The following is a 15161-nucleotide window of genomic DNA, read 5'->3' on the forward strand; positions in this document are numbered from 1 at the left end:
ATTATGATAGTAAAAATCTCCGACGACACAGAGATTTATAAAAAGACCGCAGAGATATTAAATAGTAATGGCATAGTTGCCATTCCTACCGATACTATTTACGGATTGGCTGTAGATGGCACGAACTATGAGGCAATAGAGCGACTGAGAAATTTAAAGAAAAGGACGAATAAACCATTTACTTATTTCATTCCAAGGCGTTTACTACAAAATTATGCAATCATTACCAAAAAGAAAATAATTGACTATTTTATTCCTGGGCCAGTTACCGTTATATTAAAAAAGAACCCGGAATGTAATCTGGGAGATGAAGAAGAAAAAATTGGAGTGCGAATTCCTGCGCTTGATTTTATAATCAACTTCCTTGATTATTATAATAAACCGATTGCAGTCACAAGTGCCAATATTTCAGGTGAACCAGAATTACATAGTCCGTCTGAGATATCCGAAAAATTTCCTGAAATTGAATTGATAATAGATGCAGGACCTTTATATGGAAAGTCCTCCACGGTCATTGATTTAACTACACCGGTTCCCGTTATTAGACGTAAAGGTGCGGTACCAATCCTTGAGATTGAAAAAATCTATGGCCGAAGGATAAAACTTGACCCATCATTAAAATTTAATCTGCTATTTGTCTGCTCGGGCAATTCCTGTCGTAGTCCTATGGCTCAGGGAATTATAAAAACCATGTTGAATGAAAGATATGTTGATGTAAAATCAGCTGGTACCGCAGCAATAGACGGACTTCCGGCAAGTGAAAATGCACGTGTTGTAGTAAAAGAATTTGGTGGCGATATCACAGACCATAGAACAAGATATATAACAAAAGAATTGATTGATGAAGCGGATTTGATACTTGTTATGGAATTTAAACATTACGAAACAATTTTAGAACTTTCACCTGATTCCGCAATAAAAACATTTTTATTGAAGGAGTATAAAAGAAGAACAAAATATAATGAGGTATCAGATCCCGTAGGTAAGGATTTATCCGCCTATCGTGATACTGCGCTGGAAATGTTTCCTTCCCTGAAGTTTGTTGCCGAAGATATAAAAAGGCGGTTAATGGAATGAAGGTTACTCTCGCCGGGTATAATATTGATACAGAGCTGATTAAAATATTAAAAAATAATAAAAAGAGTTTTGTCTTTACCCCGGAAACAATTTCTGCGGCCTATGCAAGGATAAGTCGGAGTCCAAAATCTGTCGGTGCTTTAAGAAAAGAGGCATTAAGAGAGATTGAAAAGGCAAGACGTTCAAATAGAAGAATTATCTTTGAAATGAGCCATCACTCCATCGCTGAGCATGCGGTATTCAACTTTGATATAGTCGGCATATCACGCCGGGCAGTAGAAGAATTTGAAAGGTTCAGGCTCTGTTCCTATACAGAGAAATCTCAGCGTTATGTTACATTAAAAGGCGATTTTGTAATTCCAGAAGAAATTAAAAAGACAAATCTGTTGAATGAATATTGCGAGGTCATTGAACTCCAGAACAACCTTTATAAAAAATTATTTGAAAAGTTAAAATCTTTTAAATTGAAAAATTGTCCAATTTCAAATGACCCTAAGTCACTCAAGTTTATTGAAAATTCGGCAAAAGAGGATGCAAGGTATATACTTTCCTTTGCAACCCAGACCCAGCTCGGAACAACAATAAATGCACGTAACCTTGAGCTTATGATTCGCAGATTCGCCAGCCACCAACTTAAAGAAATTCAGGAACTGGGCAGAAAATTATTTAAAGAAGTTAAGCATATTGCTCCATCAATTATTCTTTTCTATAAGGCTAATGATTACGACCAGAAGACTTACTTAGAATTAGAGAAATATTGCAAAAAACTTCAAATAAAAGAAAATAATATTGCTGAAGTTGCACTTGAAGATTACACAAAAAATAGCGATGACAAAATACTCGCTACTTTACTATTTCGGGTTAAAAAATCTTCTTTTGGTAAATGTTTGGATACTGTAAAAAAAATGACCAAAGATGAAAAAATAGAATTATTTAAGACTGCCTGTCAGTATCTTGAATTATATGATACGGTTTTGAGGGAATTTGAGGTGGTAAATTACACATTCTCGGCAGTGGTATCGGGTGGGTGTTTTGGCCAGTTAAAACGCCATCGCATAATGACCTTGATAAATCAGGATTACGACCCGGAATTGGGTATCACTATTCCTCCCTCTATCGTCGAAATCAAAATGGTTGATGAATTCAAAAAGGTTATCAATAAAACCGAGAAATTATACAAAAAGTTCATTAAAATTGCTCCGATTGCGGGGTCTTATATTCTTACCAATGCCCACAGAAAAAGGGTGCTTCTAAATTTAAATTTAAGAGAATTGTATCATTTCGCACGCCTGCGTGAAGATCCAACTGCCCAGTGGGATATCCAAAATCTTGCCCGGGCAATGAGCAAAGAGGCAAAGAAGGTATCACCAATCACAACCTTGCTCTTATGCAGTAAGACAGAATATCCAGAATTTTATCATAAATTATATAGAAAATACCCAAAGGTTACAGAAGTTCCACCACCTGGTTAGTTCACAATCTAAAATATGTCAAAATGGTTGAGTAAACATAAAGGTGAAATTGGAGAAGATTTAATCATTCGTGGGAAGAAAATTCCCGCAGTGATAGTTCAAATTTTAAAAAACCGTGGCTACAAAACACCTGAAGAGATTGAATCTTTTTTTGCTCCCACAATCAACAATCTCTACGACCCTTTTTTAATCTCTGATATGGAAAAGGCTGTGGCAAGAATAGATACTGCAATTAAAAAAAATGAAAAGATTTTAATACATGGTGATTATGATACAGATGGGATTACAGGCATTTCTCTTCTCTATAGTCATTTAAATAAATTGGGTCTAAATGTAGAATATTATATCCCGCACAGATTATATGAAGGTTATGGTGTTTCAAAGGCAGGGATCGATTTTGCAATAGATAGAGGATGTTCATTGATTATTACTGTTGATTGCGGAATCACGGCATTTGAAGAACTACATTATGCAAAATCAAAAAAAATAGATGTTATCGTCTGCGACCATCATAATCCGAAATCCGAACTTCCCGAGGCATATGCCCTGCTCAATCCTAAATTGCCCCAATCCAATTATCCATTTAGGGAACTCGCTGGAGTAGGTGTTGCATTTAAATTTCTTCAGGCGATATACAGAAGGCTCGGACGAAATGAAGACGAACTATTTGCGGACCTTGACCTTGTTGCCTTGGGTAGTGTTGTTGATGTTGTTCCATTGATTGATGAAAACCGGTATCTTGTAAAATTGGGATTAAAGAAAATATCAAAGACCAAAAAACCTGGCATACAGGCTTTAATAAACGTAGCCGGACTCAGTGGAGAATTGACTGCCTACCATCTCGGGTTCATCATTGGACCGCGAATCAATGCCTGTGGCAGATTGCGTGACGCAAAGACGGCAATTGAACTTTTGATAACGAATGATTATTCTAAGGCATTGAATCTTGCCCAGGAGCTTTCTGCAGACAATCAAAGACGCCAGCAGATAGAAGACGAAATTCTTAGAGAAGCAATAAAAATCATTGAAGAAAATAAATTGTTTGAAAGACGCATTATCGCCTTAGGCAAAGAGACCTGGCATGAAGGGGTCATAGGAATTGTTGCCTCAAGGATTGTTGAAGAATATGCTAAACCAGCGATAGTCTTCACCCTAAAACAGGATACTGCCAAGGGCTCTGCCCGTTCGGTCAGTGGATTTGATATTGCTGCAGCATTGAATTTTTGTTCTGAACTATTATTAAAATTTGGTGGTCATAAACAGGCAGCAGGGCTTGAATTATCAAGAAAGAATCTTGAAGATTTTGTGGAAAAAATAAATCAATATGCACAAAACTTTGATGAGAATATATTTACGAAAAAGCATTATTATGATATGGAACTTGATTTAAAAGATATAACAGAAGATGTCGTATATTTTCTGAAGTACTTTGAACCCACAGGCACAGAAAATCCCCAGCCGGTATTTTTGGGTAAAAATTTTGAAGTCGTGGGTGTTCCAATCATAGTGGGAGAAGAACATCTCAAATTTTCATTGAGAAAGGATAAGGTTGTCTTTCCTGCAATTGCCTTTTATCACGCCGATAAAATACTCAAAATGGTTCCTGGAAAGACACGCATTGATTGCCTGTATACAATTTTTGAAGATTCACTCGTGGGTAAGAAGAAGGTCGTCCTGAAAATAAAAGAGTTAAAAAATGTGGAAGTTGATTGAAGAATCTGATTTAAAATATTTTAAATTTATTTTTGAAGATAAAATATTTCTTTATTCAACAAAATACGGAACTGAAAAGTTTTTAGAAAAATTCAAACCCATTATGCTGAAACAGATACATTCTGATATAATCGTTGATATTGACGAAGAACAGAATACCACAGGGGACGGTTTGATCACCTCGGGTAACAAATGTATTGGGGTTAAAATCGCTGATTGTCTGCCGGTATATCTATTTTCCAAAGAAAGAATCGCAATACTGCATTGTGGATGGCGTTCAATAATCAAAGGTATTGTAAAAAAAGCAAAAGATATTCTAAGAGATTACAGATATGTTCTCGGTGCCAGTATTGGTCCCTGCTGTTATGAAATCAAATCAGACCTTGAATCTTTATATCAAAAACATTATCCTGAAGCAGTGATAAAGAAAAATTATAAAATTTATCTAAATTTAAAAAAAGCAGTCATAATTGAACTTGGTGAGAAAAATCTTGTTGCTGATTTAGATTACTGTACCTATTGTAATACATTATATTTCTATTCTCATCGACGCGGGGACAAAGCACGAAATTACGCAGCATTTATGAGAGACCACCAGACATTTCAGTAATTGTCTTTCTAAATTGTATTACAAAGATTTCCTTTTAATATCTATATTGACTTTTTTCAAAAAATTTATATAATGGAGTCATGGAATTGAGACTAATATCAAGTTCTTCCCACCATATTATGAGAGATAATAAGAATAAGGGTCCGGGCTTTCTGCTTTTATGAGTCTTTGCTTTAGCGGAAAGCCCACCAAAATTGGTGGGCTTTTTTATTTTATGAAAGGAGGTATAGTTTGCGATTAAGGTTGGAGAAAATAAAGACCCGGCAAGTTCTTAAGGCATTAGAACTTGCAGAAAGAGAAGGTGAGACGAATCTTTATGGCATTGAGAAAGAATTTGCATTTATCAATGCATCAAGTCTTTATGCGGTCCAGAAGATAGGGAGACAATCTGCCTATAAATTCATAACTACATATGGTGATATTCCGTTTGAATTTCGCAGTAGAATAATGCCTGAGGTCTTTGATTACATGATTGAAGTCATTACTGAACCCGAATTTACTTATCAACAGGCAGTTGAAGAGATATTAAGAGCAGAGGCAAGTTTATGGTCTTCACTTAACCATATCCAGAATGAATTTCCCAATATGGAAGAGATACTTTTAAGCAGTGGCACATTATATAAACCAGCACAGATTGAGAATGAAAACATCCCTGAAGTCTGGGGTAAAGATAAGAAGGCATACCTTGAAGAAATGGTAAGACGCTATGGTGAGAAATTGACACCGCAGGGTATGCACGGAAATATCTCTATTCCCGAACCCCTGATTGCATACCAGTACCACCGTTCTAATGCAAAAAAAGAGCGTGGAAGCACAGGTTATATTGATTTCAAGAATGAAATTTATATCTGGCTCGCCTGTAGGTTAAGGGCATTTGTAAGTCTGTTCATTGCGATTGAAGCAAATTCTCCCTTTGATTATGTTATAGAAAATGGAAATATCTATACCGTCTTGACTGGTTATCAATCTAATCGCTGGATGAAATTGCCCCGGATTGAGAGCACCAATCATCCATCTATTTTAAGTGATTATACACATTTTCAAAAAATCTCATTAATGTTGATTAACCAGGGGATTATCATCGGTGCCAATAATTATATGCCGGTAAGGCCCAAAGGTGAAAGAAGGCTCGGCGAAATGCCATTATCATTTGAACGGGCATGCTGGTTCCATGACATTGTTCTCGATAAAAATGAAATAGAATCAGACCCATTGCTATGCGATTTACAGGGTTATGACGATTTAACATTTATAGAAAAATTAGCGATTGCCGAAAAAACCGGATGGTTGAAAAAGAAAGGATTTACCTTAAATGATTTAATAAAATTATGGCAGAGAGATAATGTTCGGAGGCTGTTAGGTGTTCCATTAAGCCGACTGGAAATCAGGTGTGAAGAAGCGGGTGGAGATTATTACTTTGAACGGGCAAAATCTGGTTTCATATTTACCCTTGCACTTTATCTATTTGCGAACCCAGAATTTGGCGTTGAATTCACCTATGACCGAAAAGATCTAAAAAAGGCAGAATTCAACGAAAATCAAGCAATGAAGCAAGGATTGAATAGTGAGATAATACATCCTTTCCTCAATAAAAATATTAAGATGCGTGAATTCCTTTCTATGATACTGAATACACTTAAAGACTTTGCCTGTGAGTTGGGAACATACGAGGATTTAAAACCACTTTATGAATTGAGTAAAGGTAAAGAAAATGAAGCCGAGAAAAAGATAAATAGAGTCCTTAAAACTTTAGGAAAAAATCCGCAAAAAACAAAAAATGGTTTTATCATTGTTCCTGATGAAATAATCAGGCACGATCTAATAGAGCGAAAGAAATATCTGCTTGAAGACCTGTCAGAAAAATTAGACTGGGATATCTACGAATTTAAAGATTATCCCCAGGATAATATAATTATTAAATCATATAAATAAGGGGGTAGTTTATGAGAAATTATAATGTTTGTTATCCAGACCAGGACATTTCAAAAAATCTCATCCCTCAATTTTGCGACAAAGAAGAAAATCTGATTCCTGTTTCAAAATACAATCGCCGTGATGTCTGGCCCTCCAAAATGTTTACCATAAAACTGGAACTCGATGAATTCTCTAAAAATAATCCGAACATACCTGTTTATGATGCATCCCAGGGTGATGGTGGAATGAGCCTCGGTGGCATTCCAAAACAGGAGATTGCTGAGGCGTTATTGAAATACCTACCTGATAATAGAACTACTAAATACGGGGAACCAAATGGAAGTTTCATATTGCGCAAGGCGATATATGAAAATTACTACAGATTTGATTCCGATACCGGGCTGACACCAGAAAATATTTTGGTCGGTGATGGTGGTAGGGATATATTACAGAAATGGTATCAGGCTATTTCCCAGGATACGGGTGGAAACGGTGATTTTATTCTCGTCTCTGCCGCACCATGGGGTTCTTATCCTGAAGGCACTTATATCAATGGATTTAATATGGTGTGTGCTCCAGGAAATCCGGACAATGCCTTCAAGATAACCCCAGAAGGGATCGACCTTTCAATAGAATTTGTCCAAGAACATTCGCGGAAAATAATCGGCCTTATCATTACAAGTCCTGATAACCCCACAGGAAATTATCTCAGCGAAGATGAAATGGTTACACTAATTGAACATGCCTCCGCAAGAAAAATCAAACATATCTTCGTCGACCTTATATATCAGGCAGTGACCGACCCTGAAATCGGTTGTTATAATGTGAATAGAATCTATAAAAAATTGAGTTTTGAGGCAAAGCAGAAAGTTTGTTTTATGGATGGATTAACAAAGATGGCCGGTGCATCTAATATCAGGAATGCCCACCTTGTCTGTGGTTCAACTGAAATAGCAAAGAAGTTAAAGGGAATCTCTACACATACCATTCTTCCCAATGTTGCCGGTGAGGCCGTCGCATACGAAATTTATAGGCTGGAAAAACCACTTGAACATCCATGGGTAAAAAGGGTCATTGAACCCACTGCGAAGAGCCGAGCAATTGTGAAAAAAAGATTAAAAGAACTTGGATTCAAATCCATTTGTGACCAGGGGTATTATGCATTTATCAATATTTATCCCTGGCTTGGCAAAAAGATTCCTGCTGGAAAAGAATTGATTGAGGAATCTCAGAGAAAGATTATAAATATTGAAAATGTGGAAGTGCTGAAATCGTATCTTTCTGCAAAATGTGGTATTGCAGTGATACATGGTTCGGTCTTCAGACAACCCCATTTCATAAGATTTTCTTATGCAAATTCACCCGAATATACTGATGGCGCAATCACAAGGCTTGATGCAAGTCTAAAGGAGCTTAAATGAATAATCTTAACATTGAGAAAAAGGAAAAAGAGATTTTGAACGTAGCAATGCATTTGATAAAAATTCCTGCGTTCAGTATTGGTAGATTTAAGAACCTTAAAGGAATTTCTGAGTGTTTTGATTTTATCGTTGATTACTTTAAAAAAGCAGGTTTAAGGGTGATTGAATTTAAAGATAAAAAGACCATACCGGGTTTATATTGTGATCTGGGCAATAAAGAAAAACTTTCGGGTAAAATGCTTTTTGCCGGGCATTATGACCGTGTTTCCCCGATATCTGAAGAACAGATGAACCCAATGATTGATGGAGAATGGCTTAAGGCACGCGGTGCTACAGATATGCTCTGCACCGTTGCCACAATTATGGTATTGTTTAAAGATTTGAAACTTGCAAAAGAAGATTTAGAATGTGGATTGCTCCTTGTTGGAAATGAAGAGCCCGGTGAGACTGAAAAATGGGGCACACATTATATCCTTGAAGAATTGAAAAATAGAAATGATTATTATCCTGATTTTGTTATTGTGGGTGAAAGAACCGGCGAAGGAGGTCAGAAGTTCGGAAAATTGGAATATAAAAATCGTGGGCTCGTAAGGATAAAGATGGAAGCATCAGGCAGTGCTGTTCATACTGCCCAACTAAGGGGGTTAACCGTGGTTGAAAGAATAATGGAATTTAGAAAAAGAATTAATGATTACCTTGCAGAATCTTTTGATAATGAATGGAAGACGACATTTACTTTTCCTTATTTTATCACTGGTGAAGATGGGAATTTTAATACTACACCGACAGGTGCAAAGGCAGGGTTGGAAATAAGACCAATCCCTGAGCAGGATTTTAATGGGATAATAAAATATATCGAAGAAACATCTAAAGAGTTTAATCTTGAGATAGATTTCGTCAATAAAGAACCAGGAATAATAACATCTTTAGAAAATCAATACATTCATAAACTTATCCAATCAATTGTGAAGATTACTGGTGGAAATCCATCTGATTATCTTGGGGTGGGCAAACCCCACGCTACACAGGCAAGATTCATAAAATCACCGGTGATTATTTTTGGTCAATCGGGCATTAATCCCCACGGTGATAACGAAGCTCATTACATTCCAAGTATAATGCCGTATTATCGTGTGCTCCATGAATTTTTATTAACAACGGGTCAAACATAAATTCATTTATTTCTTGTGGATAAAAGGCTTACGTCTTAACTCCAGAAGGGATAAAAACCTCACGCCTTAACTCCAGAAAGTTAGATAAATCACTCTTATCTTGACTTAATGCGGTTAATCAATATAATCTATCATGGATTATATAAAATATGCGTATATTGCATTACTCGGTTGGGGATTGTGGGCGATTGGTAGTAAGGTCATTAGCCAGCATTTGAACACGGTAAGCACTTCCTTCTGGATTTCATTGTGGTCTTTAATATTTTTGATTTTTTACATAATTTTTTTCAAAAATTCACTTCAATTTAATAATCATTCTTTATATGCAATTCCAGTGGGTTTTGTTTCGCTCATTGCGATACTTGCATTTTATCAGGCATTAAAAACCGGTCCTGCCTCGGTTGTTATTCCATTAACCAACCTTTATGTGCTATTTCCCGTCGTTTTTGGTTTTATAATACTTAAAGAGCCCGTCACTATAAATAGGATTCTCGGCATTGCCTTTGCTATTATTGCAAGTTTTCTCCTTTCAAAATGAGAATAATTATCTACGAAGACGAACCTGAAAAATTCTTTCCGCTTATTAATTTCTTCCCTCAATTCAATCTCCGCATAGGTATGAAAACCATAGTTGAACACATTGCCTATCATTTTCCCAAATTTAGATTTGATTATATTGGAAGAGAATTATTTAACTTCAAATTAAATTTAAAGAATGAGCCGACAATATATCTCTCTGCAAGATTGCTTTTAAAAGAAAGAATCCATTTGCCATATGAAGAAACAAGATTTATAGTTGATGACTTTAATGCAGGATTTTTAAAGGTGAATCCGCCATTCCCGCATAATTTTGAAGAGCTCAAAAATGTCTTGAATGATATAAAAAAGAAAAAAGAAATTTCTGGAAGACTGATTCAATATCCTTGGGACATTATAAAATTCAATACGGAAATGATTGCTGAACATTTTAAACAAATTAAAAAGCCCAGCAGGATTTCAAGGAAAATAGATTTTATTGGTCCAAAAAAATCACTTTTTATTGCCCGCGATGCATCAATTCATAAATTTGTCTTCCTTGATTGTTCAGCCGGTCCGATATATATTGATAGAAAGGCGGAAATAAGACCATTTACTACAATTGTAGGACCATCATATATCGGTGAAGGAACGATCTTAGATCGAGCAAAGGTTACCAAATCAACCATCGGTCCTTATTGTCGTATTGGTGGCGAAGTTGAAGAATGTATATTTCAAGGTTTTTCTAATAAATACCACGAAGGATTCATTGGACATTCTTTTATTGGAGAATGGGTAAATATCGGTTCACTTACTACAAATTCGGATTTAAAAAATAATTATTCAAGTGTTCGCATAAAAATTGGTAAAGAGATCTATGATACTGGAATGATAAAACTTGGATGCTTTATCGGTGATCATACAAAATTAGGTATTGGCACATTAATACCCACTGGTGCAGTTATTGGAAGTTTTGTAAACTTCTTCGGCGGTGGAATGATGCCCGTCTATGTGCCTTCCTTTAGATGGATAGGACCGGGAATCAATCAGGAATATGATTTAGACAAGGCAATAAAAACTGCGCGGGCAGTAATGGAGCGCAGAGGGATAATCCTATCCCGAGAATTTGAAGAGTTGATAAAATGGAATTATAAAAATAAATGAAATTTGCTATCGGGATAGATGTGGGGGGGACAAATATAAAGGCAGGACTGGTATTTAAAGGCAGGGTGATTAAAAAAGAAAAACTTCCAACGCTTGCTGATGCCGGTCCTGAAGAGTGTATAAACCAGATAAAGAATGCAATAAAAAATTTTGTTAAAGCATCCTCATCAATTGGAATAGGAATTGCGGGAATTATTGATTCAAGAAATGGCATTGTAAGATATTCACCAAACCTGAAAGGATGGTATGATATTGAGCTTGCCCGAATACTAAAAAAAGAATTCAAAAGGTCAGTAAAAATTCTTAATGATGTTAATGCAATACTTTTAGGCGAATGGATTTATGGGGCAGGAAAGGGATATAAAAATATTTTTCTTTTTACGCTCGGCACCGGTGTTGGTGGTGCGGCGATTTGTGAAGGAAAAATGTTATTCGGTGCAAATGGCTTTGCTGGCGAATTTGGACATACGGTGATAAATTTTAATGGACCAAAATGTGTCTGTGGCAATTTTGGATGTCTGGAGCGTTATGTTGGTTCAAGATATATTGTAGAACTTGCGTTACGAAAGTTAGCAAGAAAAAAAAGTAGTTTAAGAAAATATAATAACTTAACGCCAAAGATAATAGCAAGTGAAGCAAGGAAAGGGGATTCTGTGGCAAGAGAAGTTTTTGAAGAAATTGGATATTATATTGGAATTGGGGTTAGTAATATCATAAATCTATTTGACCCTGATATCGTTATAATATCAGGTGGAATATCTAATGCCGGGAAAATTTTATTTGAACCAATCAAAAAAACCGTAAAAAGACTTATTCTTGGACCAGAATACCGTAATGTGAAGATAGTTCCTGCAAAACTTGGAGATGATGCAGGAATTCTGGGTTCAGCGCATTTTGCAAATGCGAAAATCCCCTTGACAAAGTAAAAAATATGGATATAATCTCACTATCAATAATGGATAGTTATTTATTTAGACTTAAATCTTTAATATACAATCAAATCAGATTCCAATCGGGGAGGTTTCTTTGATAAACTTATTGACCTTTTTATTAATTGGTCAACTTGACCATTTTGGGTTTGATAACATTACATCACCTAAAACTGCGGGTGTATCGTTTCCCATTACAATATATGCCCTGAATTCCTCAGGACAACCAGTGCCGTACTATGGTTCAGCACGAATTTATATTTCAAGCGTGAGTTATCCGGTAAGCCCCGATACAACGGTCTACTTCAATGGAAATAGTTCCTGGCAGGGAAATATAACAGTTTCAATTGCAGGTGACAATATAAGGTTAAGATGCGAAGGAAGTGGTGCAAGTGGTGAATCAAATCCATTCCAGGTAGTTCCCAATACCCCATACCGACTCATTTCAATCTTACCGGGTCAGACTTATGCTCCAGGGAATCAAACCGGCAAGCTTGGCACCCCTTCAAGCCAGCAGGCTGGTTCATTTTTCAATATCTCAATATATCTCACTGACCGCTGGTGTAATCAGATAACCACAGGGAGTGATTCCATACTATTAGTAAGTTCCGATGGATTCAGTAATACAATCGGCATTCGGCTAAATAATGGCAATGCAAACATAAATTACGCCTTCAGGACTGCAAACACACATAGGTTTTTTGTATATGATATCACAAATTCCGGGATAAAAACAGATACATCAAGCAACCTCTATATCTATCCAGGAAATTATGCAAAATTACTTGTCTTACTTCCTGGTGAAACACACCTGCCCGGGGATACAACAATAAACACAAATAATACACCCGGCAAATCAGGTAGTGCTCTTAATCAATATGTGCTTGAAGATTTTCCAATCACAGTCTATGCCACAGATTCAATGTGGAATAAAACGAGTGTATCAGGTTATCCAATCCAGCTCGCTGGCTCTTCAGGCTTTTCAAATCCATCACCTCAGAATTTATTAAATGGTGAAGCAAATTTCAGCGCAAACTTTTCATCTAAGGGTGATAAGTCAATATACGCCCGTGATTTAACTAATAATATTTTTAGTTATGATAATCCACTGACATTGGTTCAGAGGGCAACTAATTTTGATATATCGGTTTCTCCTGATACAATCTCACCTGGAGAGATTGCTTATATAAATGTTACGGTCTACGATAGGAATAACGACCCGATTGCGGGAAAATGGGTAGGATTCTCGGTCATAGGTGGTAATGGCTATATCGTTAATCAGTATGATTCAGTTCAGACGAATACGCAAGGGGTATGTCAATCTCAGTTCACTGCTGTAAGTGGTTATTTCAATGAACTCGATTCAATCGAAATCCGTGCCGATAATTATGCCGAGACAACCACGGTCTATGTCATTATACCTGATTCTTCAGTGATGGAAGGCAATATCGTTGCCTATCCCAATCCTTTTGGAAAGATAAATCAACCATATACAAGGTTTGTATACTATCTCCATCAGAATTGCAATGTCATTTTTGCTATTTACGATGCTTTCGGGAACCGTGTGCACCATGAAGAAATACCTTCGGGGCAGAATGGTGCAAGGATGGGCATAAATAATCTTACCTGGGATGGCAGAAATGATAAAGGGAAGAAAGTCGCAAGCGGTGTCTATTATGTATTGATCAAAGGTTATCTCCATACGAATGTATTTTTGGAGAAACATATAAGGGTAGGTGTGATATGGTAGAACTTAACTTCGCAGGATCATTTCATTCGCAGGATCATTTCATTCACAGGATCATTTCATTCGCTCGAAAGGTCAGCAAGTTAACGGCGATACTGCAGGCGCAGCGATACTGCAAATCCCGATATTCTTGTCAGGATGATACTGCAATTTTCAGGACAGGCGTTATACTTTCTACTCTCTACTTTCTACTTTCTACTTTTACCTTTGCCCAGGATGGTGGCTTGCCTGGTGCGGTTTTTAATTATGGAATGAGCCCGAGGACTACCGCGATAGGTAAGGCATTCACCGGGCTTGCGGATGATGCAGAGGCAGTTTATTTCAATCCGGCAGGGCTTGCCCAATTATATTCTCACAATATAAAATCATCATACCTTGACCTCTATGGTCATCAGCTCGGTTATCTCGGCTATGCCCTTCCCACAAGAAAGTTTGGAACATTTGGTGGAAATATAATCCATTTCCGTTCCAAAGGTATTGATTCACGCGATGTCAATATGGATCCATACGGAACCTATTATTTCTCCCAGAGTTGTGTGTTGCTTTCATATGCATATCTTCTTTCTGATGCGCTGAGCATAGGAACAAATTTAAAATTTCTTACCAGCAAAATTGCCCAGTATGGCGCAATAGGTGTTGGTGGAGATTTAGGAATTCTTCTCTTTCCCAGACATAATTATACATTTGGTATTTCTGTTCAAAATATCTTGGGACCGAAGCTTCAGTATTTAGAAAATGGAGAAACCGAAGAATCTCCACCCACATTCAGATTTGGTGGGGCAATAAAGCTATATCAGGGCAGGGCAATTATTGTCGGAGACCTGGTTAAAAATATCCTTGAATACTCAGGTGTAAAACCCCATCTTGGTTTTGAATTTATCCCTGTATATCCAATCTTAATTCTCCGTGCTGGCTTTGATGAAAATACATTGAATGCTGGACTGGGGGTGAGAAAACTTTTTGGTAATATGTCAACCGGTATTGATTATGCTATAGAGTTACACCACAGGTCAAATTATTTGCTTCCTTACCGTCATAAAGTCGGGGTATTCATTGAATTTGGTGGATTCAGAACATGGGTCACTGCAACTCCCAAGGAATTTTCACCTGCACCAGGGAGAAAAGAGAATGTTGCCTGGCTTGATTTACATTATACGACAAAAAGAGAAATTGAAAGGTGGCAATTATTGATTAAAAATCAATATGGTGAGGTCGTGAGAACCTATTCAGGCTGGGATGCACCTCCATTGAGACTTTCCTGGGACGGACTTGATGATGTGGGTAGATTGGTTTCAGATGGAAGATATTATTATGAAATAATCATAATTGATAAAGGAAAGGAGCGTATAACATTCAGTGATTATCTTGTGAAGATTGTTACCCTTGGACCAAAAGGCGAGATAGAGTTCATTCCCCAGGAGTGATT

The 15161-nt window shown here is 36.8% G+C and carries 12 protein-coding genes; all 12 read left to right on the top strand.

All coding sequences use genetic code 11. The annotated features are described in order from the left end of the window. Positions 1–3: 3 nt before the first annotated feature. Positions 4–1077: an L-threonylcarbamoyladenylate synthase gene (locus ABIL69_04100; protein ID MEO0123167.1), complete on the top strand. Its 1074-nt coding sequence runs from the start codon at positions 4–6 to the stop codon at positions 1075–1077. Then, the gene (gene thyX, locus ABIL69_04105; protein ID MEO0123168.1) at positions 1074–2549 is read left to right on the top strand and encodes an FAD-dependent thymidylate synthase; all 1476 of its coding nucleotides are present in this window, start codon (positions 1074–1076) and stop codon (positions 2547–2549) included. Before ABIL69_04100 ends, thyX begins: the two co-directional genes overlap by 4 nt. A gap of 15 nt (positions 2550–2564) precedes the next feature. Next, complete coding sequence (recJ, locus tag ABIL69_04110; protein ID MEO0123169.1) at positions 2565–4262, top strand: single-stranded-DNA-specific exonuclease RecJ; 1698 nt, start codon at positions 2565–2567, stop codon at positions 4260–4262. Further along, on the top strand, positions 4246–4872 hold the full coding sequence (locus tag ABIL69_04115; GenBank protein ID MEO0123170.1) for a polyphenol oxidase family protein: 627 nt from the start codon (positions 4246–4248) through the stop codon (positions 4870–4872). The genes recJ and ABIL69_04115 overlap by 17 nt, the downstream gene beginning before the upstream one ends. A gap of 231 nt (positions 4873–5103) precedes the next feature. After that, the gene (locus tag ABIL69_04120; GenBank protein MEO0123171.1) at positions 5104–6804 is read left to right on the top strand and encodes a glutamate-cysteine ligase family protein; all 1701 of its coding nucleotides are present in this window, start codon (positions 5104–5106) and stop codon (positions 6802–6804) included. Between the two features lie 11 nt (positions 6805–6815). Next, the gene (locus ABIL69_04125) at positions 6816–8207 is read left to right on the top strand and encodes an aminotransferase class I/II-fold pyridoxal phosphate-dependent enzyme (protein ID MEO0123172.1); all 1392 of its coding nucleotides are present in this window, start codon (positions 6816–6818) and stop codon (positions 8205–8207) included. Next, positions 8204–9379, top strand: a complete 1176-nt coding sequence (locus ABIL69_04130; GenBank protein ID MEO0123173.1) for a M20/M25/M40 family metallo-hydrolase — start codon at positions 8204–8206, stop codon at positions 9377–9379. Before ABIL69_04125 ends, ABIL69_04130 begins: the two co-directional genes overlap by 4 nt. A gap of 133 nt (positions 9380–9512) precedes the next feature. After that, positions 9513–9917: an EamA family transporter gene (locus ABIL69_04135; GenBank protein ID MEO0123174.1), complete on the top strand. Its 405-nt coding sequence runs from the start codon at positions 9513–9515 to the stop codon at positions 9915–9917. Further along, complete coding sequence (locus ABIL69_04140; GenBank protein ID MEO0123175.1) at positions 9914–11059, top strand: putative sugar nucleotidyl transferase; 1146 nt, start codon at positions 9914–9916, stop codon at positions 11057–11059. Before ABIL69_04135 ends, ABIL69_04140 begins: the two co-directional genes overlap by 4 nt. Continuing rightward, on the top strand, positions 11056–11985 hold the full coding sequence (locus ABIL69_04145; protein MEO0123176.1) for an ROK family protein: 930 nt from the start codon (positions 11056–11058) through the stop codon (positions 11983–11985). Before ABIL69_04140 ends, ABIL69_04145 begins: the two co-directional genes overlap by 4 nt. A 100-nt stretch (positions 11986–12085) precedes the next feature. Next, positions 12086–13738, top strand: coding sequence for a FlgD immunoglobulin-like domain containing protein (locus tag ABIL69_04150; protein MEO0123177.1), 1653 nt, complete (start codon positions 12086–12088; stop codon positions 13736–13738). After that, entirely contained in the window at positions 13732–15159 is a 1428-nt protein-coding gene (locus tag ABIL69_04155; protein ID MEO0123178.1) for a PorV/PorQ family protein, read from the top strand. Before ABIL69_04150 ends, ABIL69_04155 begins: the two co-directional genes overlap by 7 nt. The last annotated feature ends 2 nt before the right edge of the window (positions 15160–15161 follow it).

Source organism: candidate division WOR-3 bacterium, assembly GCA_039802005.1.
GTDB lineage: Bacteria > Hydrothermota > Tepidihabitantia > SM23-42 > JAOAFX01 > JAOAFX01.